Origin of the sequence: Halomonas sp. KHS3 (genome assembly GCF_000830495.1) — a bacterium.
GTDB classification, from domain to species: Bacteria; Pseudomonadota; Gammaproteobacteria; order Pseudomonadales; family Halomonadaceae; genus Vreelandella; species Vreelandella titanicae.
On the sequence record NZ_JWHY01000002.1, the window covers coordinates 1 to 21238 of the forward strand.

Consider the following 21238-nt stretch of genomic DNA (forward strand, 5'->3'; position numbering starts at 1 on the left):
TGAACTGACCCCATAAACTTGGACAGTGAAAAACTAAGCAGCCAAGGCCTGATTTCGGTACTGCACCGGACTCAGGCCTTTTAATTTGGTCTTAATCCGCTCGTGATTGTAGTAATGGATATAGTGCCGAATGCCCGCCTGTAATTGCTCAATGGTGTCAAAGCGGTTCAGGTAAAAATATTCTGACTTCAGCGTACCAAAGAAGCTCTCCATTGCGGCATTATCCAGGCAATTGCCTTTACGTGACATGCTCTGAATCACGCCATGCTCGCTGAGCTTACGCCGGTAAGCTGACATCTGATATTGCCAGCCTTGATCAGAATGCAGTAAAGGCGCGTCTTGGTCGGCCAACTTAGCCAAGGCTTTCTTGAGCATCCCCCCTACCAGCGAGTACTGCGGCTGTTTCTGCATTGAGTAGGACACGATTTCCCCGTTGTAGAGATCCATCACAGGCGACAAGTACAGCTTTTCGCCTCGGATATTAAACTCCGTGACGTCGGTTACCCACTTTTGGTTGGGTCGTTCAGCATGAAACTGGCGGGCAAGAAGATTGGGAACACTGGCCTGTTGTCCACGATAGGAGCGGTATTTCTTCGGGCGTACCAGCGACTTCAAGCCTAGATGCTGCATTAGGCGCTGGACTGTCTTATGGTTGACCTGCTCGCCCGACTGACGCAACGCTGCTGTGATTCGGCGATAACCGTAGCGGCCTTTGTGATGCTCGTAGAGGACGTGAATGCGTCGCTTCAGACCAGCATGCCGATCTTCCAACTGCTGAGCCCTTGCCTGATAATAGAACGTACTACGCGACAATTCTGCTACTTTTAGCAGCACCGCCAAAGGGTGGCCTTGCTTCAGCTCAAGGACTATCTGCGCTTTTTCTGCGCGGCTTGTTCTTTTGCCTGACGCAAGGCCCTCAACTTTTTTAGGTAGGCCACCTCAGCACGCAAGTACTCATTCTCTTGGAGCAGCTGCTCCAGCGAGCTCTTATCCGTCAGTGGAAGTGGGGGCTTTGGGGGCTCTGTTGTAGGCATCTTCGTCGGACGTCCTCGGGCTTTAGGCTCCAACGCTTGGAAGCCTCCTTCATGATACTGGCTTTCCCACTGYCGTACGACGCTCGTACCACCTCGAATATCGAACAGAGTCGTCGCTTGTAAGGCTGATAGCTCCTCTTGCCTCATCTGTTGCAACACCGCTAATTTGAACTCAGCGCTGTAGTGGGTGAACTTTTTCTGCAAGCCACTTAGACCATGCTGTTCAAAGTGTTTAACCCAACGCCTGACGGTTGTAGGGCCAAGACCGTACTGTCTGGCCAGACTCTTGTAACCCTGCTGTCCTTCTGCGTAGCGTTGCACTACTAGTAACTTGAACGCTTCATTATGTTTCGTCATGAAAAACACCCCAATCGTTGGATGAGCGTCCAACTTTTGGGGTGCAGTTCAGWAGCGTTGCACTACTAGTAACTTGAACGCTTCATTATGTTTCGTCATGAAAAACACCCCAATCGTTGGATGAGCGTCCAACTTTTGGGGTGCAGTTCACGTTAAAGGAGCCGGCTTTTTTTGTGCAGCCAGCACGCGAGCCTAAGCAGGCTGTGCCGTGGCGCGCAGTAAGTGGGCCGACAGCAGCGACCACTGATCTTCCCAATGTTCGGTGGGCAAGCGCTTAAAGTCGCTGCGCACATACTGTGAAATTCGCCCCTCCGCCTGGGCCGCTAACAAATTGGCAGCGGCAGAGGCCGGAATCGTGGGGCGTAGGCCTTCACGCAGTTCGGCTTCGCGCAGAATCTGCTTAAGCTGCATTTCCAGGCGTTCAAACAGCTGGTTGACCCGCTGGCGTAGCCGTGCGGTTTCACCGGTGAGTACGTCGCCGCCCATCACCCGTGCGAGGCCAGGATTTTTCTCAGCAAAGCCCAGCAGCAGCGCGAGTATGGTACCGCAGCGGGAGGTAGCGTCGGGAACGTCTTCTAAAATACGCGTGATGCGGGCAAAAATACTCTCTTCGATAAAGTCAATCAGCCCCTCAAACATACGCGCTTTGCTGGGAAAGTGGCGGTAGAGCGCCGCTTCTGAAACACCTACCTGGCGGGCGAGGGCGGCTGTGGTAATGCGCTTGCCGCTATCTTCCTCAAGCATCAATGCCAGGGCTTGGAGAATTTGCTCGCGGCGGCGAGGTTTTTGATCTTCGCTCATAATGTGACCTCCGTCGCGGTTAGCTCGCGTCCTTGATTTGAGTACCTACCCCAGCATTGGTGAAAATTTCCAGTAACACCGCGTGGGGGACACGGCCATCAATAATGTGCGAGCTGTTCACGCCGCCCTTCACTGCATCCAGCGCGCAGCGGATTTTGGGCAGCATGCCGCCATAAATCGTGCCATCGGCGATCAGGTCATCCACCTGAGCGGTGCTTAAACCGGTGAGCACTTCACCTTCGGTGTTCATTAACCCGGCGACATTGGTGAGTAGCATCAGCTTTTCTGCATTGAGCGCTTCGGCGATTTTGCCCGCTACCAGGTCAGCGTTGATATTGTAGCTGTGGCCTGCGGCGTCGACGCCAATCGGTGCAATCACCGGAATAAAATCACGCGCTGCCAGCATCTCGATAAGCTCGGTTGAGATCGACTCCACTTCGCCCACATGGCCAATATCGATGATCTCGGGCGCCGTCATTTCGGGACTTTGGTGCTCAACTTTGAGCTGGCGGGCACGAATTTGTGAGCCATCTTTACCGGTCAAGCCAATCGCTTTACCGCCGCTTTGATTGATCAGGTTGACGATGCTTTTGTTGACCAAGCCGCCCAGTACCATCTCGACCACGTCCATGGTTTGCGAGTCGGTAACGCGCATGCCGTTGACGAAGCGAGATTCAATGTTGAGCTTTTTGAGCAGGTCTCCGATCTGCGGCCCGCCGCCATGCACCACCACCGGGTTGATGCCGACTTCCTTCATTAACACGATATCGCGGGCAAAGGAGTCGATCAGGGTGCTTTCGGTCATGGCGTTACCGCCATATTTGACCACCACGGTTTTGCCGGAGAACTGCTGAATATACGGGAGGGCTTCGGAAAGCACCTCCACAACGACCTGGGGATCGCGACTGGCTGAACTCATGAGGTTGTCCCTTGCGAACGTTTATTATGCTGCTAACGTTTATGCTGATTAAGTGATGAGGGTCGCGCTTTCTAGGTGGTCGCGATCCCTCCAGCCCCGAGCTATTTAAAGAGCTATCTGTCTACTGGGGGAGCTCAATGTCTGGCGCGACGCGCCGAAGCGCGTCGTTAAAAATTGCTTTGATGCGTGCTAGCGCGGCCTCGTCTTTCCCTTCAAAGCGCATGACCAGTGCAGGCGTGGTGTTCGAGGGGCGGCACAGCCCCCAGCCATCCTGGTAGTCAACGCGAATGCCGTCCAAAGTTGTTTTTATACCTTCGCCGAAGTCGCCCTCGCGAGCAAGCTTATCCACCAGAGAAAATTTGTTATCGTCGGTAACCGCTATATTAATTTCCGGTGTGGCAACGTCTTGAGGGAAGTTGGCAAAAAAAGTATCGGCGTCGTCGGCTTGATTGGCGAGAATCTCTACCAGCCGAGCGGCGGCGTAGAGGCCATCGTCAAAACCATACCAGCGCTCTTGGAAAAAAATATGCCCACTCATCTCGCCACCAAGCTGAGCGCCGGTTTCCTGCATACGCGCCTTGATCATCGAGTGCCCGGTACGCCACATTTCCGGTTCGCCGCCGGCCTCGCTGATCACTTTGACCAAGTTGCCGGTGCACTTAATATCGAAAATAACCTTGGCCCCAGGTTGGCGCGCGAGCATATCGGTGGCAAACACCATCAGCAGGTGGTCGGGATAAATCAGCTTGCCAGTGGGTGTGACAACGCCCAGACGGTCGCCATCACCATCGAAAGCAAGGCCAATGTCGGCCCCGGTTTCGTGCACTTTGCGGATCAGATCCTGGACATTTTCCGGCTTGCCCGGATCAGGGTGGTGATTGGGGAAATGGCCGTCAATTTCCGCAAACAGCGGGATGGTCTCAATACCTAACCGTGCCAGCAGCTGCGGACCGAGTTCCCCGGCAACGCCGTTGCCGCAGTCGACCACGGCTTTTATCGGTCGGTTGATCTTAACGTCGCCTAGAATGCGCGTTAAATAGCGTTCACGAACATCCTGCTGGGTGATACTGCCTTGAGCATTGTCTAAGCTACTGTCTAGGTTGCCGGACTGGATACGTTCAAACAGGGCTGTAATCGCATCACCAGAGAGCGTTTCGCCGCTCAGCACAATTTTAAAGCCGTTATAGTCAGGCGGATTGTGGCTACCGGTGACCATTACGCCTGATTGGGTGCCTTCCAGTATGTGAGTGGCGAAGTAGAGCACCGGGGTGGGCACCATGCCGATATCGATCACATCGCGCCCTGCGGCGTTCAGGCCACGCATCAGCGCTGCTTGCAGCCGAGCGCCTGAAAGGCGACCGTCGCGGGCGACTACCACGCTGGATTCGCCCCGCGCGGCGGCCTCAGAGCCGACAGCACGCCCGATCATTTCTACCGTCTCTTCAGTGAGCGTGTCGTCAACGATACCGCGAATATCGTAGGCGCGAAAAATCGAAGCGGGTACAGACTGTGCGTTCATAGGGCTTCCCAGCTAAATAGACGTTTCCTTAAAAGGGTTCCTAAACAGGCGCGACCACTCGTTACTGACTGCCCGTACTGCCAAACCCGGCGCCGCCCCTTGAGGAGTCTTCAAACGCGTCCACCAAGGAGAGTTCGGCCTGTACCACAGGCACAAGCACGTACTGTGCCAGCCGATCGAAGGGGGTTAGCGTAAACGAGCTCTGACCACGGTTCCAGACCGAAATCATTAGTTCGCCCTGGTAATCTGAGTCGATTAAACCCACTAAATTGCCTAGCACGATGCCATGTTTATGCCCCAAACCGGAGCGCGGTAGGATCATGCCTGCCAAACCCGGATCTTCAATATAGATGGCAATGCCGGTGCGTACGAGCTGGCAATCGCCGGGCGCTAATATTAACGGCTCATCCAGCAGGGCGCGCAGATCCATTCCCGCCGAGCCAGCTGTCGCGTAGGCAGGGAGGTAGTCGTGCAAACGCTCATCTAATACTTTGCACTGCAGGCGGGGGCGGGCACTCATGGGGATTCTCCAGATGTTTTCGTAGCGGCTGTTGTGGGTAGTAGGGCGAGCGCTTGACGGATGATGGTGGTGGCCAGCTGTGTCTTCGGCTGTGCAGCTTCTGAGCGGCTCTCGACGCCTTGAGGGGTGCGCCAGAGTATCCAGGCGGCGTTCTGGTCGCTGCCAAAGCCCAGGCCAGCCTGGGAGACGTCGTTGGCGACGATCATATCCAGCCCTTTGCGCTGTAATTTATCCCGTGCGTAACGCTCAATCTCCTGGGTTTCGGCGGCAAAGCCGATCACCAGCGGGCGCTGTTTGGCGGGCAGTGCCGCGACGCCGGCGATGATATCGGGATTTTTAACCAGGGTCAGGGTGAGTGTGTCGCTATCATCCTGCTTTTTGAGCTTATGCTCGGCAGGGGCTGCCGCGCGATAGTCGGCGACAGCCGCGCAGCCGATAAACAGCGCCGCTTGAGGCGCTAGCCGCTGAGCTTCAGCGTGCATCTGCTCGGCTGACTCAACGTCAATTCGCGTCACGCCCTGGGGAGTGGGTAGGTCAACCGGCCCACTGATCAGCGTCACCTTGGCCCCTTCAGCTACCGCGGCTGCGGCCAGGGAAAAGCCCATTTTCCCCGAGCTGTGATTGGAGATGTAGCGCACGGGATCCAGTGGCTCACGGGTAGGGCCAGCGGTGATCACAATATGGGGTGCATGTGAGTGAGGCGCTGTGGTGATAGGGGCAGCAAACAGCGCCGTAACCGCGCTAAAAATCTCTTCAGGCTCGCTCATGCGGCCTGGTCCCACATCGCCACAGGCCTGGTCACCGGCGGCGGGGCCTATCGGCTGCCAACCGTCATGCTCAAGCTGCGCTACGTTGCGCTGGGTGGCGGGGTGGCGCCACATCGCCTGGTTCATCGCCGGGGCAATCAGTTTGGGCGCTTCTGAGGCCAGGCAGAGCGTGGTGAGCAGGTCGTCGGCCATGCCGTGCACCAAGCGAGCGATAAGGTCGGCAGTCGCCGGAGCGATCAGCACTATATCCGCCCAGCGGGCCAGCTCAATATGCCCCATGCCCGCCTCGGCTTCGGGGTCGAGTAAAGAGGTGCGCACGGGCTCACCGGAGAGCGCCTGCAGCGTGAGCGGGGTAATAAAGGCTTGTGCCCCGTCGGTCATCACCACGCGCACCTCGCAGCCCGCCTGCTTGAGCAGGCGCACAATCAACGCGCTTTTGTAGGCAGCGATACCCGCACTGACGCCGAGCAGTACGCGTTTGCCGGCGAGCGTCGACGCGCTTGTCGAGTTAACAGCAGAGGCCATGGTCAGTGATCCATATCCGCGTTCGTAAGGAGGCTTACCATACCATTGGCATCAACAATTTGGCATATTGAGCACAAACAAGGTTAAGCTAGGTTTAATGAGGCTTATGGCTGTAAAGCTATGCGTGTTGAGGCTGGCTTCGATCGACAAAGATGAGCAGCGCGGATGAGGTGCGATGGGAATCAATCACTGGCCGGAAGGTGAGCGGCCCCGGGAAAAGCTATTAAATACTGGCGCCCAGGCGCTCTCAGATGCTGAGTTGCTGGCAATTTTTTTGCGCGTTGGCGTACAAGGTCGTTCGGCGGTCGATTTAGCGCGGGATTTGCTCAGCAGCTTCGGTGGTTTGCGCCAACTGCTAGAGGCCGATCAGGAAAGTTTTTGTGCTGCCCGTGGGTTAGGTAGCGCCAAGTACGCTCAGCTCCAGGCGACGCTTGAGCTGTCGCGGCGCCATTTAGCCAGCCAGTTGGCGCGAGGCAATGCGCTGACATCACCTGCCTTGGTGCGCCACTACCTGAGTTCGCAGCTACGCCATTTAGGGCATGAGGAGTTTGCGGTGCTTTTTTTGGATACTCAGCACCGAATTATTCGCTATGAATCGCTGTTTCGCGGTACCCTAGACAGCGCATCCGTTTACCCCCGCGAAGTTGCCAAGCGCGCGTTAGAGCTGAGCGCTGGCGCCGTTATCCTGGCGCATAACCACCCTTCTGGTGTGGCAGAGCCAAGCGATGCTGATCGACGTATCACGGAACGCCTCAAAGAGGCGCTGGTACTTTTTGACGTGCGCGTGCTGGATCATTTCGTGGTGGGGGATGGAGAAGTGATCTCTTTTGCCGAGCGCGGCTGGCTATAAGCAGCATAAGAATGCACTGCTCTATGCCGTTTTGATTAAGTAAAATGAGCAAAAAAGTGCTTTTCCAGCCTTTTTTGTGGGTTTTGCTTGCTGTAAGTCGGGTGCTCTGGTATAAAGTGCCACCTTTAAACTTGGGTTGAATAACGGATTTGGATAAAGCTTGGCGGTTAACGGCGTCGACACCTTCCCTGCTCCGGTTTGCCCGACAGTTTTGAACACTCAGGTTATTATATCCTGGCCAAGCAGTTGGAGGCTCTAATGTCCAAAGTATGTCAGGTTACCGGCAAGCGTCCGGTAACTGGAAATAACGTTTCACACTCCCAGCGTAAGACACGTCGTCGTTTCTTGCCGAACCTGCACACCCATCGTTTTTGGGTTGAGTCTGAGAACCGCTTCGTCAAGCTGCGCGTTTCCACTAAAGGAATGCGCATCATCGACAAGAAAGGTATCGACACAGTTTTGGTTGCTATTCGTAAGCGTGGCGACGCTATCTAAGCCAGCTTTATTATACAAAGCCCTTTGGGCCAGGTATTTTGGGCCAAGCATTTTGGGAGAGTTAAACCATGCGCGATAAAATCAAGTTGGTGTCCAGTGCCGGTACAGGCCACTTCTACACCACTGATAAGAACAAGCGGAACACTCCGGATAAATTCGAATTCAAGAAATTCGACCCGGTCATCCGTAAGCACGTGATCTACAAGGAAGCGAAGATCAAGTAATCGCTTTTGCGATGTTGATCGGCTTCCACTGCAGGCGAGCGCCTGTTCAAAAACCCGGCTTGAGGCCGGGTTTTTGCATGCATGTCTTTCGTGTGTCGCATGCTTCGCTAAACCACCTTCATTAGGCTGTCACTACAGGCAGGTACGATGTCTAAATATGCCCGAACTTCCTGAAGTTGAAACCACCCGACGCGGGATTGCTCCCTATATTGAAGGCCAGGAAGTCACCGAAGTGCTGGTGCGTCAGCCGCGGCTGCGTGTGCCTGTGCCCGATGATCTGGCCGAGCGGTTGGTAGGTGCGCGCATTGGGGGGTTGATGCGGCGGGCAAAATACCTGCAGATTCCTATCCAGGCTGGCGGCGCGCTTGAAGGTGACGCTAGCGCGACGCTGCTCTGGCACTTGGGTATGTCGGGCAGTCTGCGGATTGCCCGGGTGGGGGATTTGCCTAAAAAGCATGACCACGTGGACGTGGTGACTGCCAGCGGCTATGTGCTGCGCTATCACGATCCCCGTCGGTTTGGCTTTGTGGATTGGCAGGCCGCAGACGCAGCGCAGGATAAACGGCTTGCTCACTTGGGCCCTGAGCCGCTGTCTGATGCGTTTAACGGCAAATGGCTCTACACGCTCTCGCGTAACAAGCGCGTGGCAGTAAAACCGTTTCTGATGGATAACCAGGTGGTTGTTGGTGCCGGGAATATCTACGCGGCAGAGGCGCTCTTTATGGCCGGCATTGATCCCCGCCGTGCGGCGGGAAGAGTTTCCCGTGCTCGCTATGACGCCTTGGCACTGGCCGTGAAAGACGTGCTGGCGGCGGCAATTACCCAAGGTGGCACCACGCTGCGGGACTTTGTCAGTGGCCAGGGTGAGCCCGGCTACTTTGCCCAACGCCTTAATGTTTATGGCCGCCACGGCCAGCCCTGTTTGCGCTGTGGCGCTGAGCTTCGGCGCATTACGCTTGGCCAGCGTGCTAGTGTGTTCTGCCCCGGCTGCCAGCGCTAATGCCTATCTAGTAAGTGCTACTGTTTTATTTAAGTATTGCTTTGCCTCATCTTTTGCCTTGCCTCCGTTTTTAAGCCCAGGTTTTAAGACACAGGTTTTTAAGGCAAGGTTTTAAAGACAAAATTTTTGGAGATTGCTGTGACCCAACGCCTGCGCCTGAATAAAAATGCCGACCGCCGTCTTAAAGCGGGCCATCTTTGGATCTACTCCAATGAGGTGGATATCAAAGAGACGCCGCTGAAAAACTTTGCGGCAGGCGAAACCGCACTGGTAGAAGCCTCCAATGGCAAAGTAATGGCCGTCGCGTATGTAAACCCTCATTCGTTAATTGCTGCCCGGATAATGTCTCGTGACCCCGAGATGCGCTTGGATCGTTCGCTGTTTGTACACCGCTTTAATCAAGCGTTGGCACTGCGTCAGCGCCTTTATGCGCAGCCGTTCTACCGCTTGATCCACGGCGAAGGCGACCTGTTGCCAGGTTTGGTGATCGATCGTTTTGGTGATGTCCTCGTCGTGCAGCTCAATACCGCGGGTATGCAGGCGCTGGCGGATGAGATTGTCGACGCGCTGGAAAAAGTCATCAAACCGGAGGTGATCGTCTTCCGTAACGATACTGGCGGCCGTCGTCAGGAAGGTCTTGAGGCCCACGTTGACGTCATCAAAGGCACGCTGCCTGACGAAGTGGTGCTCGAAGAGAACGGCGCTCGCTTTGTGGTGCCGGTGCTGAACGGTCAGAAGACCGGCTGGTTCTTTGATCACCGGGTTAATCGCGAGTGGATCAATCGCAATGTGGAAGGTAAGCGCGTGCTGGACGTATTCAGCTACGTAGGCGGTTGGGGCGTGCAGGCGGCTGTTCATGGCGCGAAAGAGGTGATGTGCCTGGACTCTTCAGGCCCGGCGCTGGCTCAAGTGGCGCGCAACGCCGAGCTGAATGGCGTGCAGGAGAAGGTAGCGGTTAGTGAGGGAGATGCATTTGAAGCGTTAGCAGCGTTGAAGGCAGAGGGCGAGGAGTTTGACGTGGTCATTCTTGACCCGCCAGCGTTTATCAAAAAGCGCAAGGACATTCCCAACGGTGAGCGTGCCTACGCCCGCTTGAACCGCGAGGCCATGCGCCTGCTGGGTCGCGATGGTCTGCTGTTGTCTGCGTCCTGCTCCATGCACCTGGCGCCCGAGCGGCTAATGGACGTAGTGCGTGGTGCGGTTCGCCACCAGGATCGTCACGGGCAGGTGATTTTCCAAGGCCACCAAGGGCCTGATCACCCGGTGCATCCGGCTATCCCTGAAACGTCTTACCTGAAGGCGCTGGGTGTGCGTGTGTTCCGCGACTAGTTCAGGTAGCTAGAGTTCAGAGAAGTTCGCGTGTAGGGGAGTAAAGGTACACAGGAGTTAGCCGATGGAGTGGGCGCTGCCCGATCCTTTTGTGATCGATATCCGCGTGGCCGATGAGGCGATCGATGCTTATCAGCACGTCAACAACAGTGAATACCTGCGCTGGGTTGAGCAGATTAGCTGGGCTCACTCGGTCGCGCTCGGCCTCTCTCTTGAGCGTTACCGAGAGCTTGATCGGGCCATGGTGGTTCACCGCCACGAGCTGGATTACCTGGCGCCTGCCTTTGCAGGTGATGAGCTACAGCTGGCTACCTGGATTGTCGATTGTGACGAGCGCTTTAGTTTGACCCGCCGTTTTCAGCTGGTGCGAGTCAAAGACGCTAAAACGTTGCTTTACGCCCGTACACGCTTTGCCTGCGTGGCGCTTTCAACAGGGCGGCCCAAGCGCCTGCCCGAGGAGTATCGGCGTATCTACGGCGGCGCAGTTATTGTGGAGTGACGTAGAACGAAGTGGATTTTTTCGTGTAGAACCGGCAATCGCTAGATTTTTCTCCTAAAAAACGCCTTAACCGGCGTTTTTTTTGTTTTTTGTTTCTGGGGTGGTGGTCAACGTTAGCTGTGCTGTAATTTGCTTAACAACATGACTGACCTTTAAAAGCACAGGAAAAATCCAATGAAAATTGCTGTCCCCAAAGAGATCAAAAATCACGAGTATCGCGTGGCCTTAACCCCTACCGGCGCACGGGAATTAGCCGGGCGCGGCCATCAGGTGAGCATTCAGGCCGGAGCCGGTGAAGGTGCAGGCTTTAGCGATGCTGATTTCCAAGCCGCCGGTGCGCACATAGAAGGAGATGTGGACACTTTGTGGCGCAACGCTGAGTTAATCCTCAAGGTGAAAGAGCCGCAGCCGGACGAGGTAGCGCGACTCGCCCCACAGCATACACTGTTCACCTATCTGCACCTGGCCGCCGAAGAGCCCCTTACCCGTGGACTGATGGAGAGCGGTGCCACCTGTATCGCCTACGAAACCATTACCGATGCCCGCGGTGGCCTACCGCTGCTGGCGCCTATGAGCACCGTAGCGGGACGAATGGCGGTGCAGGCTGGGGCCCATAGCCTGGAGAAGGCCCAGGGCGGTGCGGGCGTGCTGCTGCCCGGTGTGCCGGGTGTGGCGCCAGGTAAGGTAACCGTGATTGGGGGTGGCGTGGTAGGCGAAAACGCTGCGCGCATGGCGTTAGGGTTAGGCGCGGAAGTTACCATTCTGGATAAGTCGTTAGCGCGGCTTGAAGTGCTGGATGACCGTTACCAGGGGCGCATTAAAACCGTTTACTCCACCGCAGACGCGCTGGAAACGGCCACCCGTGAGTCTGACATGATCATTGGCGCGGTGCTGGTGCCCGGCGCCGCTGCGCCAAAACTAATCACTCGCAGTATGCTGGCTGATATGAAGCCTGGCAGTGTACTGGTCGATGTTGCCATCGATCAGGGCGGCTGTTTTGAAACCAGCAAGCCCACCACCCATGCCGAACCGACCTATATCGTCGATGGGGTGGTGCACTACTGTGTGGCCAATATGCCCGGCGCGGTAGCACGTACGTCCACCCAGGGGCTGACCAACGCCACGCTGCCCTTTGTACTCGCCCTGGCAGATAAGGGCTGGCAGCAGGCGCTGCATGACGACCCACACTTTCTCCCGGGCCTTAACGTGCACGCGGGGCAAGTCACCTACCAGGCCGTAGCGGATGCCTTTGGGCTGGAAAGTATCGACCCTGCGAGCGTTGTTGGCAGCTAAACTGTTGAAAGCTAGCTGTCGGCGGCTAATTAATTAGTCGCATCCGGGGCTGGCGTTAGTTCAGTAGTGGGGCGGAAGTTCATCCTCGGGGCGCTGGCCGCCCTGGGGTTCGCTTGCCTGGAGTGCCTGGTGCTGCTCACGCAGGCGTTCGCGCATTAGGCCGCTGAGTTGCTCCAGTTTCTCCAGGCGGCGCTCCTGTTGTACCACCGCTTGATCCAGGGTATCCAGCCAGTGCTCTTGATGGGCTATGCGACTCTCTAAAGATTCAAGACGTTGAGCCAGGTCAACAGGCGATAATTCATGTGTCATGATAACATTGCAGCCTTATGTAGTAGTATGCCGGTGCTATTGGGAATGGGCCTGATAGTGCGGGTATTGTCCTTCGTCTGTTACCCATACAACAAGAGAGCTTTTTTTTTCTATGAACCCAAAAGTTGTGTTTCGCTGTTTCTTAATCAGTGTATTACTTGCCGCCCCCACGCCACTTTTGCTGGCGGGGATTGTTCATTTAACCGATAGTGCCCTCGCCGAGCTGTGGATGGCCGAGTTGGCAATCAGTGGAGTTAGCGGTGTCTATATTGCCGTTGCGATAGGTAGTTTTATTGTTCTGTGTATTGGCACATTAGCGTCTGCCGCTTTTGCGCCCTCGATCGTGGTGGCGTCCGATGCTGTGGTTCGTCCCAAGCCAGCAACGCGCCAACCCCAAGCGGCTGCACCGTTGGACGATGATGAGGAGGAAGACATCATCGATCCTAACGATGGCCGCGAAGAGGGTGAAGTAAAGTGGTTCAATACCAACAAAGGCTACGGTTTTATTACCCGCGATAATGGCGAAGATGTGTTTGTACACTTCCGTGCCATTCGTGGTCGTGGCCCGCGTATGTTGGCAGAAGGCCAAATCGTGCGTTATCACGTGATTAAAAATGAGCGTGGTTTGCAGGCCGACGATGTCAGTATTATTGAGTGAGCCCAACGGCTAGTTAAATTGATCGTTGGATAGTAACGACCCCGCTTCGGCGGGGTCGTTTACGTTTAAAGCGCTCGATTAACGCCCTGAATCGGGCCACTCTATTGCCCCTTCTTTGCCACCGGGCAACACTTGCCAGAAGCGGTCAGGGTCATCACCGGGGTGCCAGCCACCCAGTGAGCAACGTATTTCGGTTTGCAACGCTTCCGCGGCCTGTTGGGCACACTCTTGGTCGGTCATCCACGGCGTGTGGTTGCTATCAAACCATAGGCTGGCAAAGCCATCAGCGGCTTTGTCTACCAGCAATACCGGCACGCAGTCACCCTGGTATTGGCCGCGGGTTTGCCATTTACCTTTGCCTGCGGGGCTCAGCGGTGGCGCGATTAGTGCGCTTTTCAACCACTCATTGAGCGCATCAAGCGACACGCTGGCTAGGTAAATCTCTATATCGGGGTAACGCTCCATCATAGGTTTACCTCACCGGAGGAGAGTAGCGCTTGCAGCGTCGCTTCGTAAATCCGGCTTAAGTCGTCCAGATCGCTGGCGCGAACGCGCTCATTGACCTTGTGGATGGTGTCGTTGAGCGGGCCTAGCTCGACCACTTGAGCGCCAAGGGTGGCGATAAAGCGGCCATCCGAGGTGCCGCCGCTGGTAGAGAGCGCCGGGCGCTCGCCGGTCACCGCTTCAACGCCTTTAATGGCGGCGTCAACCAGCGCGCCTTCCGCGGTTAAAAACGGCTCGCCGTTGAGCGTCCAGTCTATCTGATATTCCAATCCATGCTGGTCGAGAATGGTTTCCGTGCGCGCTTTGAGCTCATCAGAGGTCACCTCGGTGGAGAAGCGAAAGTTAAACACCACTTCCACGTCGCCAGGGATCACGTTGGTCGCCCCGGTGCCTGCGCGCAGATTGGAAATCTGAAAGCTGGTGGCGGGAAAAAAGTCGTTGCCCGCGTCCCAGTGCTCGTTGACCAGCGCATCCAGCGCTGGCATGGCCTGGTGGATGGGATTGCGCGCTAAATGCGGATAGGCCACGTGACCCTGCACGCCTTTAATGTGCAGCGTGGCGCCCAGTGAGCCGCGACGACCGTTTTTGATCACATCGCCCAGGCGCGTGGTCGAGGATGGTTCGCCGACAATGCAGTAGTCGAGCCGTTCATTACGCTCGCGCAGGTGCTCGACCACCGCGCGGGTGCCGTCGACTGCCGGGCCTTCTTCATCGGAGGTGATCAGAAAAGCAATACGGCCATCGTGATTCGGGTGGTTGGCCACAAAGCGCTCAACGGCGGTCAGCATTGAGGCTAAGCTGCCTTTCATATCCGCCGCGCCACGTCCGCACAGCATGCCCTCATCATCAATGCAGGGCTCAAACGGTGGGTACTGCCAGTTGGTATAGGGGCCGCTGGGCACCACGTCGGTGTGGCCGGCAAAGGCCACCACCGGGCCGTGATGGCCGCGAACCGCCCAGAAATTCTTTACGTCGCCAAACGGTAGCCGCTCAATATGAAAACCGAGCGCTGCTAAGCGCTCGATCATGAGTTCCTGGCAGCCCTCGTCGTCCGGCGTTACCGAGGCCCGGCTGAGCAGCTCAAAGGCGAGCGTGAGCGTCGGCGACAGTCCTTCAGGTTCAGTTGTGGGCATGCAGCGCCTCGTTCAGGGCGATAGCACTTTTATTGGTCAAGCACTCAATGCGGCCATTCTGGGAGTTGCGGCGCCATAGCTGATCGTCTTGCCCGGCCAGCTCGCGGGCGGCAACGGTGTTCACTTCCTGGCCCTGATCATCCAGTAAGGTCACTTTGGAGCCAGCGGTGATATACAGCCCTGCTTCTACCGTGCAGCGGTCACCCAGGGGAATGCCGATGCCTGCGTTGGCGCCGATCAAGCAGCCTTCCCCGACCTTAATGACGATATTGCCACCGCCAGAGAGAGTGCCCATGGTGGAGCAGCCGCCGCCCAAGTCGGAGCCTTTGCCGACCATCACGCCGGCTGAGATGCGGCCTTCGATCATGCCGGGGCCTTCGGCGCCCGCATTGAAGTTGACAAAGCCTTCGTGCATGACGGTAGTGCCTTCGCCCAGGTAAGCACCCAGACGTACGCGGGCGGTGTCGGCAATGCGGATACCGGTAGGCACCACGTAGTCAGTCATTTTGGGGAATTTATCGACACAGTCGACGGACAGCGCGCGGCCCGCCATACGTGCCTTCAAGCGGCGCGTAGGCAGCTCTTCAATGTCGATGGCGCCTTCGTTGGTCCAGGCAATATTGCGCAGAAGGCCAAACATGCCGGTGAGATCGAGACCGTGAGGTTTGACCAAGCGGTGGGACAGCAGATGCAGCTTTAAATACACCTCTGGCGCGGTTTGTGGCGCTTCGTCGCTCTCCAGGAACATCGCGACCAGGGGGCGCTGGCTGACAGAGAGCGCTTCGGCAAGCTCTGCCTGGGCGGAGTGCCCCGCGGCTTCTAACGCTTTAGCCAGGCGTGTGCAGTCTTCGGGCAAAAAGCTGATGGCGGCGTTGCCTTGGGGGGCGTCCAGAGCTTGTTTGGCGGCTTCCACCAGGCTGGCGGGTGGGTTGAGCAGCGGCGCCGGGTAGTAGATTTCCAGCCAGTCGCCCTGGGTGTTTTGGGTGCCGATTCCAAGCGCAAAGCTCAGCATAAGAAGGTGTCCTGTAGTGATAAATAGTGAAGAAAAGCAGGCAAAGCCAAGGTGCCTAGTTGCTTAAGTGCTTAGTTTCTCAAGTATCTAGTTGCTGAAGCACTTAGCCACTTGAGTACTTAGCCGAGCTTGTCGTAATCGCCCTCGCGGTAGCCGACTAAGATAGTGGAGTCGTCTACTTCGAGCAGCGGCCGCTTCAGCAGTGTGGGGTATTTCATCAGTAGCTGGCGGGCCGAGTTGGCGTCGTAATCTTTTTCCTCATCGGAAAGTTCGCGCCAGGTTTTGCTACGTTTGTTAATGACTTCCACAAGCGGCACGCGATGTAAAATGTGTTCTAGTAGCGCAGCAGATAGACCATCTTTGCGCAGATCGTGGGTTTTATACAGCAGCGCTTTCTCATCCAACGCTTTACGCGCTTTGCGGCAGGTATCGCAGTTATCGATGATATACAGCGTCAGCATACGACCTCCTGAGAATGTTGAACCAGAGAATGTGGAATAAGTTAACCGCGCTCGATGAGATGGCGAATTCGTTGGGCGGCTTCAAGGGTGGGCGCTAGCTCAGCCACCAGCGCTAGGCGCAAACGCCCTGAGCCGGGGTTAACGCCACTTTCACCCCTGCGTCCCATTAGGCTGCCGGGCAGTACGCTAACGTGCTGTTCGGCAAACAGCCTCTGCGTGAAGGCGATATCGTCGCCACCGGGCACCGCAGGCCATAGGTAAAAGCTAGCTTGTGGCGCGGGAAAATCCATGACTGGGGCAAGCACCTGGGTGACCGCGCTAAATTTTTCGCGGTAGGCGTCGCGGTTGGCGCGTACGTGCTGCTCGTCCTGCCAGGCGGCGATAGAGGCGTGCTGCAACGGCAGCGACATGGCACAGCCATGGTAAGTGCGGTAGCGCTGAAACGGTGTGAGCAGTGCCGCATCCCCCGCCACAAAGCCCGAGCGCAGGCCCGGCAAGTTGGAGCGCTTGGAGAGCGAGTGAAACACCACGCAGCGCCGGTAATCATCACGACCCAGCTCGGCGCAGGCTTGCAGCAACCCCGGTGGTGGGGCTGTTTCGTCAAGGTAGAGCTCCGAGTAACACTCGTCCGAGGCGATAATAAAGTCGTGTTCGTCGGCGAGGGCAATCAGCTGCTTAAATTCATCAAGGGACGTGACTGCACCGGTGGGGTTGCCCGGCGAGCAGGTAAAAACGATTTGCACGTCGCGCCACGTCGCGGCGGGCACGGCGTTAACGTCAGGTCGAAAATTGTTCTCAGCGGTACAGTCTAAATAGAGCGGCTCACCGCCTGCCAGCAGCGTCGCACCTTCGTAGATTTGATAAAACGGATTGGGCACCGCGACTTTCGCCGGGCGGGTGCGATCCAGCGCCGCCTGCACAAAGGCAAAAATGGCTTCCCGAGTGCCGTTAACGGGCACCACGTGCCGTTCGCTGTCGAGTTCGCGCAGTTGAAAGCGTTGGCTTGCCCAGTTGGCGATGGTTTGGCGGAGCGCTGGCAGGCCATTGGTCGCGGGATAACGGGCCATTTCCAGCTGGTGCGCCACCAGCGCTTCAAGCGCCGCAGGAAAGGGCGCGTGCTGGGGTTCGCCAATGGTCAGCGGAATATGCGCCAAGTCAGCTGGGGGCGTTAATGCGGCCTTCAGCGCGGCCAGCTTTTCAAACGGGTAAGGATGCAGGGCGTCGAGGTCGGCGTTCATGATGTGTCCGTTGATGGCTGGCGGCGTAAACCGTCGATTATAGGCAAGGCCCGGTGCAGGCTCAAACCTAACGAGGGTGTGATTTTGCAATGAATACTTTTACAGACACTCGATAGACGGGAGCGAGGGTAGGTTGGAGCGAGGGTCTTTCGCCATGGCCGGAAAAAATTCCTGACAATTCCGGCATTTCCGCCATCCCTGGCGGTCAGATGGCGAAAGTAGCGCCCCTGGAGGGGTTCACAGCGCCCTCGCGGAAACCTACCCTCGCCCCCAGGCTTGGCACTACAATCTCTGCATCAGCCTCGGGGTTCGGTGAATTATCTTTTAAACGCCCAACACTTCAATCAGACGTTCGCGCAGCTGCTGCTGGCGCTCGGGGTCAGTCAGCGGTTCGCCTGCTTTGGTGGTAATAAAAAAGACGTCTTCTACCCGCTCGCCGAGGGTGGCGATTTTTGCCGCGGACAGCGAGATGTCCTGCTCCATAAAGATACGTCCCACCCGGGCCAGCAGGCCGGGGCGGTCGGGAGCCGTTAGCTCCAGCAGCGTGCGCTCATTGGCCGGATCCTGCTCAATCAGCACCTCCGTGGGTACCTTGAAATGCTTGAGCTGGCGCGGCGTGTGGCGGGTGACGATATCCGGGTAGTCGTCAGGGTCATCGAGCTCTTCCACCAGGTGCCGGCGCATCTCTTCGATGTGGCCTGGGTCACGTATGGGCTGACCATGGCTGTCGAGCACAATAAAGGTGTTTAGCGTCCAATCGTTGTGGGAGGTCGCAATGCGCGCATCGTGAATCGAGAGCCCCAACTGCTCCATGGCAGCGGCGGTAGCAGCGAAAAGGTCGTCCACCGAACGGGTGTGGATAAACACTTTGGTGCCGCCTTCGGACATGTCCGCAGTAGGTGCGCTGATCAACACCAACGGCAGCGGCGACTGGTTGTGATTGAGAATGCCCTGGGTCTGCCAAACGATTTCGCTGGGGGCGTACTGCAGGAAGTAGTCTTCCCCTAGCGATTCCCAAAGATGATCGATTTGCTCACGATTAACGCCGATGGTTTGCAGCAAAGAGCGTGCTTCGGTGCGCGTTTCCCGCACCCAGTCGTCGCGGTCGGGCGGATTATTCAGGCCGCGGCGCAGGGCACGCTTGGTTTCGGCGTACAGCTGGCGCAGCAGCGACGCCCGCCAACCGTTCCACAGCGTGGGGTTAGTGGCATTGATGTCGGCCACGGTGAGCACGTAAAGGTAGTCCAGGCGCGTTTCGTTACGCACGATCAAGGCAAAATCACGAATCACATCGGGGTCGCTGATATCGCGCTTTTGCGCGGTCATCGACATCAATAGATGGTGTTCAACCAGCCAGCTGACCAGGTTAGTGTCGTGGGGCGAGACGTGGTGGCGCTGGCAAAAATGCTCAACGTCCCGGGCGCCGATTTCCGAGTGGTCGCCGCCGCGGCCCTTGCCAATGTCGTGAAACAGCCCGGCGATCCACAGCAGGTCGAGCTTGGGCAACTGCTGCATCAATGCCACCGCCACAGGAAAGTCACCCTTCGCTTCCGGTTTGCGGAAATTGTGCAGAAATTTGAGCAGCAGCAGGGTGTGGGCATCAACTGTGTAAATGTGGAAAAGGTCGTGCTGCATCAGCCCTATAGCGCGGCCAAATTCGGGCAGGTATTTGCCCAGAATCCCGTAGCGGTTCATGCGCCGCAACTGGCGGGGTACATTGCCGGGGGCGCGCAGAATAGCCATAAAGAGCCGCTGGTGGCGCGGGTCTTCCCGGTAGTGGTCGTCAATCTGGTGGCGATGATCGCGAATTAGTCGGATGGTATCGGCACGCACTCCTTCGATTTCGGGGTGCTTGGCCATCAGCAGGAATAGCTCCAGCATCGCCGCAGGGCGTTCACGGAAAAGTGTCCGCGAGCGCACCTGGATATAGCCGCCTTTGGTCTCGAAGCGCTCGTTGAGCTTGACGGTTTCCAGCGCTTCTTTGCCGCGCAGGATGACCTCGTCAAAGTGCTGCAGCAGCATATCGTTGAGACCTGCCAGCGCGGTGACGTGCCGGTAGTAGCGCTTCATAAACTGCTCAACCGCCAGACGTTCGGGCGTATCGCGAAAGCCGAACATTTCGGCGATGGTGCGCTGGTGGTCAAACAGCAGGCGATCTTCGGCGCGGTCGGTAAGCATATGCAGGGCATAGCGCACCTGCCACAAGAACGCCTGCCCCTGGCTTAAAATGCGCAGTTCGGCATCGTTCATAAAGCCGTTGGCGACGATATCGGTGTACTGCTCGGTACCGAAGTGGCGCTTGGCTACCCAGCCAATCATCTGGATGTCGCGCAGCCCGCCGGGGGAGCTTTTGAGGTTCGGCTCTAAGTGGTACTCGGAGTTGTTGTAGCGGTAGTGACGGGAAATCTGCTCCTGCCACTTGGCTTCAAAAAAGCGGTCGGCGGGCCAAATATGTTCGGCGCTGAGGCGTTCGCGCATCGCTTCGCGCAGGCTTTCTGGTCCCGCAATCAGGCGAGATTCGAGCAGGTTGGTAATCACCGTGACATCCGCTTCGGCTTCCCGCTCGCAGTCGCTAAGCGAGCGAACGCTATGACCAATTTCCAGGCCAATATCCCACAAGAAGGTGATAAAAGCGGTCAGCGGTTCGCGATAGGCGGTGTCGTCGTCCTGCTCCAATAGCAGCAGCAGATCGATATCCGAGTGGGGGTGTAGCTCACCACGGCCATAGCCGCCTACCGCCACCAGCGCAATTCCATCATCGGGCCACTCATGCTGCGCCCAGGCAATCGCCAGCAGCTGATCCAGGTACCAGGCGCGGCCGCGCACAAGGTCGCGAATGTCTGCACCGGCGCGAAACTGGTCGTCCAGGCGCGCTTGTAGCTCGCGCAGCGCGGCCTTGAAGGGCGCCACCGGCGAGCGAGATCCGGCAAGCTCAGTGCGGAAAAGATCCAGGTCGTAAAGCGTGGTGTCCGGCTCAAACCGGTGGTGGTGTAGTAGCATCAGTTGGGTAGAAAACTGAAGTCTTCATCGCCACGCGCGGTCAGTACTTCTACACCGCCCTCGGTCACCAGCAGCGTATGTTCCCACTGCGCTGAAAGGCTGCGATCTTTGGTAACGGCGGTCCAGCCATCGCGTAGCACCTTGGTTTTATACCCGCCGACGTTAATCATCGGCTCGATGGTAAAGCACATGCCTGCGGCGAGCTTAATGTCGGCATCCGGTGCGTAGCCGTCGTAGTGTAAAAACTGCGGCTCTTCGTGGAACTCGGCGCCGATGCCGTGGCCGCAGAAGTCGCGCACGACGGAGTAGCCGTTGCTTTCGGCATGTTTTTGAATCACGCGGGCAAGCTCCGAGAGGCGCACGCCAGGCTTCACTCGCTCGATGCTTTTATACAGGCATTCCTGAGTAATGCGACACAGCCGTTCGCCCTGAATCGTCTCACCCACTACGAACATCACGCTGGAGTCGCCGTGATAGCCGTCGGTGGTCTTAACGGTGATATCCAGGTTCATGATATCGCCATTTTTAAGCTTCTTGGCGTCGTCGGGGATGCCGTGGCACACCACATGGTTGATCGACGTGCAGGTCGCCTTGGGAAAACCATGGTAGTTCAGCGGTGCAGGGGTCGAGCCCAGCTCGTTAACAATATACTCATGACAGAGACGGTCAATTTCCCCCGTGCTAATGCCTGCCTGGATGTGGGGGGTGATCATTTCAATCACGCTAGCCGCTTGGCGCCCGGCTTCGCGCATGTGTTCGATTTCAGAAGGCGTCTTGATAGGAACGTTCAT

22 protein-coding genes are annotated in these 21238 nt (G+C 57.0%); 8 read left to right on the forward strand and 14 right to left on the reverse strand.

The window, feature by feature from the left end:
- Positions 1 to 33 precede the first annotated feature (33 nt).
- The 6 genes from RO22_RS24370 to coaBC all read right to left on the reverse strand — a co-directional run bounded on the left by RO22_RS24370 (position 34) and on the right by coaBC (position 6442).
- Positions 34 to 1391 (reverse strand): IS3 family transposase gene (locus tag RO22_RS24370; RefSeq protein WP_223827930.1). Its coding sequence is split into 2 segments (ribosomal slippage): positions 34 to 909 and positions 912 to 1391, totalling 1356 coding nucleotides; the frame shifts between segments, so codons are not numbered across the junction.
- Between the two features lie 192 nt (positions 1392 to 1583).
- Positions 1584 to 2192 carry a nucleoid occlusion factor SlmA gene (gene slmA / locus RO22_RS02335; RefSeq protein ID WP_022520209.1) on the reverse strand — a complete coding sequence of 203 codons (609 nt, stop codon included), beginning with the start codon at positions 2190 to 2192 and terminating at the stop codon, positions 1584 to 1586.
- Positions 2193 to 2211: 19 nt separating this feature from the next.
- Positions 2212 to 3111, reverse strand: a complete 900-nt coding sequence (argB, locus tag RO22_RS02340; protein ID WP_007111740.1) for an acetylglutamate kinase — start codon at positions 3109 to 3111, stop codon at positions 2212 to 2214.
- A gap of 121 nt (positions 3112 to 3232) precedes the next feature.
- Positions 3233 to 4630, reverse strand: a complete 1398-nt coding sequence (locus RO22_RS02345) for a phosphomannomutase/phosphoglucomutase (RefSeq protein WP_041157511.1) — start codon at positions 4628 to 4630, stop codon at positions 3233 to 3235.
- Between the two features lie 61 nt (positions 4631 to 4691).
- Positions 4692 to 5150 (reverse strand): dUTP diphosphatase, encoded by a 459-nt coding sequence (gene dut / locus RO22_RS02350; RefSeq protein WP_022520207.1) that lies wholly within the window; start codon positions 5148 to 5150, stop codon positions 4692 to 4694.
- Positions 5147 to 6442, reverse strand: a complete 1296-nt coding sequence (gene coaBC, locus RO22_RS02355; RefSeq protein ID WP_041157512.1) for a bifunctional phosphopantothenoylcysteine decarboxylase/phosphopantothenate--cysteine ligase CoaBC — start codon at positions 6440 to 6442, stop codon at positions 5147 to 5149. Before coaBC ends, dut begins: the two co-directional genes overlap by 4 nt.
- 175 nt (positions 6443 to 6617) lie before the next feature.
- Between coaBC and radC the strand changes: the two genes are divergently transcribed.
- The 7 genes from radC (at position 6618) to ald (ending at position 12132) form a co-directional block, all read left to right on the forward strand.
- Positions 6618 to 7292: a RadC family protein gene (gene radC / locus RO22_RS02360; RefSeq protein ID WP_009288617.1), complete on the forward strand. Its 675-nt coding sequence runs from the start codon at positions 6618 to 6620 to the stop codon at positions 7290 to 7292.
- A gap of 258 nt (positions 7293 to 7550) precedes the next feature.
- Positions 7551 to 7787 (forward strand): 50S ribosomal protein L28, encoded by a 237-nt coding sequence (gene rpmB / locus RO22_RS02365; protein WP_022520205.1) that lies wholly within the window; start codon positions 7551 to 7553, stop codon positions 7785 to 7787.
- A 68-nt stretch (positions 7788 to 7855) separates the two neighbouring features.
- Entirely contained in the window at positions 7856 to 8011 is a 156-nt protein-coding gene (gene rpmG / locus RO22_RS02370; RefSeq protein ID WP_022520204.1) for a 50S ribosomal protein L33, read from the forward strand.
- A gap of 157 nt (positions 8012 to 8168) precedes the next feature.
- Positions 8169 to 9011, forward strand: a complete 843-nt coding sequence (mutM, locus tag RO22_RS02375) for a bifunctional DNA-formamidopyrimidine glycosylase/DNA-(apurinic or apyrimidinic site) lyase (RefSeq protein ID WP_022520203.1) — start codon at positions 8169 to 8171, stop codon at positions 9009 to 9011.
- Positions 9012 to 9149: 138 nt separating this feature from the next.
- The gene (locus RO22_RS02380) at positions 9150 to 10340 is read left to right on the forward strand and encodes a class I SAM-dependent rRNA methyltransferase (RefSeq protein ID WP_039860875.1); all 1191 of its coding nucleotides are present in this window, start codon (positions 9150 to 9152) and stop codon (positions 10338 to 10340) included.
- Positions 10341 to 10404: 64 nt separating this feature from the next.
- The gene (locus RO22_RS02385) at positions 10405 to 10839 is read left to right on the forward strand and encodes an acyl-CoA thioesterase (protein WP_009288620.1); all 435 of its coding nucleotides are present in this window, start codon (positions 10405 to 10407) and stop codon (positions 10837 to 10839) included.
- Between the two features lie 174 nt (positions 10840 to 11013).
- The gene (gene ald, locus RO22_RS02390) at positions 11014 to 12132 is read left to right on the forward strand and encodes an alanine dehydrogenase (protein ID WP_041157513.1); all 1119 of its coding nucleotides are present in this window, start codon (positions 11014 to 11016) and stop codon (positions 12130 to 12132) included.
- Positions 12133 to 12192: 60 nt separating this feature from the next.
- Here the strand turns inward: ald and RO22_RS02395 are convergent, their stop codons facing one another.
- A complete protein-coding gene (locus RO22_RS02395) occupies positions 12193 to 12441 on the reverse strand; it encodes a SlyX family protein (RefSeq protein ID WP_022520200.1) in 249 nt (82 codons plus the stop codon).
- 112 nt (positions 12442 to 12553) lie between these two features.
- Between RO22_RS02395 and RO22_RS25235 the strand changes: the two genes are divergently transcribed.
- Positions 12554 to 13099, forward strand: coding sequence for a cold-shock protein (locus RO22_RS25235; protein WP_022520199.1), 546 nt, complete (start codon positions 12554 to 12556; stop codon positions 13097 to 13099).
- A gap of 78 nt (positions 13100 to 13177) precedes the next feature.
- On the opposite strand, the gene RO22_RS02405 is transcribed toward RO22_RS25235, so the two are convergent.
- The 7 genes from RO22_RS02405 to map form a co-directional block, all read right to left on the reverse strand.
- Positions 13178 to 13567 (reverse strand): hypothetical protein, encoded by a 390-nt coding sequence (locus RO22_RS02405; protein WP_009288622.1) that lies wholly within the window; start codon positions 13565 to 13567, stop codon positions 13178 to 13180.
- The gene (gene dapE, locus RO22_RS02410) at positions 13564 to 14736 is read right to left on the reverse strand and encodes a succinyl-diaminopimelate desuccinylase (RefSeq protein WP_041157514.1); all 1173 of its coding nucleotides are present in this window, start codon (positions 14734 to 14736) and stop codon (positions 13564 to 13566) included. Before dapE ends, RO22_RS02405 begins: the two co-directional genes overlap by 4 nt.
- Positions 14723 to 15748 carry a 2,3,4,5-tetrahydropyridine-2,6-dicarboxylate N-succinyltransferase gene (dapD, locus tag RO22_RS02415; protein ID WP_027957761.1) on the reverse strand — a complete coding sequence of 342 codons (1026 nt, stop codon included), beginning with the start codon at positions 15746 to 15748 and terminating at the stop codon, positions 14723 to 14725. Before dapD ends, dapE begins: the two co-directional genes overlap by 14 nt.
- A 119-nt stretch (positions 15749 to 15867) precedes the next feature.
- On the reverse strand, positions 15868 to 16209 hold the full coding sequence (locus RO22_RS02420) for a Spx/MgsR family RNA polymerase-binding regulatory protein (RefSeq protein ID WP_022520197.1): 342 nt from the start codon (positions 16207 to 16209) through the stop codon (positions 15868 to 15870).
- A gap of 41 nt (positions 16210 to 16250) precedes the next feature.
- A complete protein-coding gene (dapC, locus tag RO22_RS02425; protein ID WP_041157515.1) occupies positions 16251 to 17447 on the reverse strand; it encodes a succinyldiaminopimelate transaminase in 1197 nt (398 codons plus the stop codon).
- A gap of 324 nt (positions 17448 to 17771) precedes the next feature.
- A complete protein-coding gene (locus RO22_RS02430) occupies positions 17772 to 20447 on the reverse strand; it encodes a [protein-PII] uridylyltransferase (RefSeq protein ID WP_022520195.1) in 2676 nt (891 codons plus the stop codon).
- On the reverse strand, positions 20447 to 21238 hold the full coding sequence (gene map / locus RO22_RS02435; protein ID WP_027957763.1) for a type I methionyl aminopeptidase: 792 nt from the start codon (positions 21236 to 21238) through the stop codon (positions 20447 to 20449). The genes RO22_RS02430 and map overlap by 1 nt, the downstream gene beginning before the upstream one ends.

What these genes read in the sequence shown, in the direction of transcription:
- slmA (WP_022520209.1), bottom strand. Translation starts at nt 2,192, where the DNA reads ATGAGCGAAGATCAAAAACCTCGCCGCCGCGAGCAAATTCTCCAAGCC.
- argB (WP_007111740.1), bottom strand. Translation starts at nt 3,111, where the DNA reads ATGAGTTCAGCCAGTCGCGATCCCCAGGTCGTTGTGGAGGTGCTTTCC.
- RO22_RS02345 (WP_041157511.1), bottom strand. Translation starts at nt 4,630, where the DNA reads ATGAACGCACAGTCTGTACCCGCTTCGATTTTTCGCGCCTACGATATT.
- dut (WP_022520207.1), bottom strand. Translation starts at nt 5,150, where the DNA reads ATGAGTGCCCGCCCCCGCCTGCAGTGCAAAGTATTAGATGAGCGTTTG.
- coaBC (WP_041157512.1), bottom strand. Translation starts at nt 6,442, where the DNA reads ATGGCCTCTGCTGTTAACTCGACAAGCGCGTCGACGCTCGCCGGCAAA.
- radC (WP_009288617.1), top strand. Translation starts at nt 6,618, where the DNA reads ATGGGAATCAATCACTGGCCGGAAGGTGAGCGGCCCCGGGAAAAGCTA.
- rpmB (WP_022520205.1), top strand. Translation starts at nt 7,551, where the DNA reads ATGTCCAAAGTATGTCAGGTTACCGGCAAGCGTCCGGTAACTGGAAAT.
- rpmG (WP_022520204.1), top strand. Translation starts at nt 7,856, where the DNA reads ATGCGCGATAAAATCAAGTTGGTGTCCAGTGCCGGTACAGGCCACTTC.
- mutM (WP_022520203.1), top strand. Translation starts at nt 8,169, where the DNA reads ATGCCCGAACTTCCTGAAGTTGAAACCACCCGACGCGGGATTGCTCCC.
- RO22_RS02385 (WP_009288620.1), top strand. Translation starts at nt 10,405, where the DNA reads ATGGAGTGGGCGCTGCCCGATCCTTTTGTGATCGATATCCGCGTGGCC.
- ald (WP_041157513.1), top strand. Translation starts at nt 11,014, where the DNA reads ATGAAAATTGCTGTCCCCAAAGAGATCAAAAATCACGAGTATCGCGTG.
- RO22_RS02395 (WP_022520200.1), bottom strand. Translation starts at nt 12,441, where the DNA reads ATGACACATGAATTATCGCCTGTTGACCTGGCTCAACGTCTTGAATCT.
- RO22_RS25235 (WP_022520199.1), top strand. Translation starts at nt 12,554, where the DNA reads ATGAACCCAAAAGTTGTGTTTCGCTGTTTCTTAATCAGTGTATTACTT.
- RO22_RS02405 (WP_009288622.1), bottom strand. Translation starts at nt 13,567, where the DNA reads ATGATGGAGCGTTACCCCGATATAGAGATTTACCTAGCCAGCGTGTCG.
- dapE (WP_041157514.1), bottom strand. Translation starts at nt 14,736, where the DNA reads ATGCCCACAACTGAACCTGAAGGACTGTCGCCGACGCTCACGCTCGCC.
- dapD (WP_027957761.1), bottom strand. Translation starts at nt 15,748, where the DNA reads ATGCTGAGCTTTGCGCTTGGAATCGGCACCCAAAACACCCAGGGCGAC.
- RO22_RS02420 (WP_022520197.1), bottom strand. Translation starts at nt 16,209, where the DNA reads ATGCTGACGCTGTATATCATCGATAACTGCGATACCTGCCGCAAAGCG.
- dapC (WP_041157515.1), bottom strand. Translation starts at nt 17,447, where the DNA reads ATGAACGCCGACCTCGACGCCCTGCATCCTTACCCGTTTGAAAAGCTG.
- RO22_RS02430 (WP_022520195.1), bottom strand. Translation starts at nt 20,447, where the DNA reads ATGCTACTACACCACCACCGGTTTGAGCCGGACACCACGCTTTACGAC.
- map (WP_027957763.1), bottom strand. Translation starts at nt 21,238, where the DNA reads ATGAACGTTCCTATCAAGACGCCTTCTGAAATCGAACACATGCGCGAA.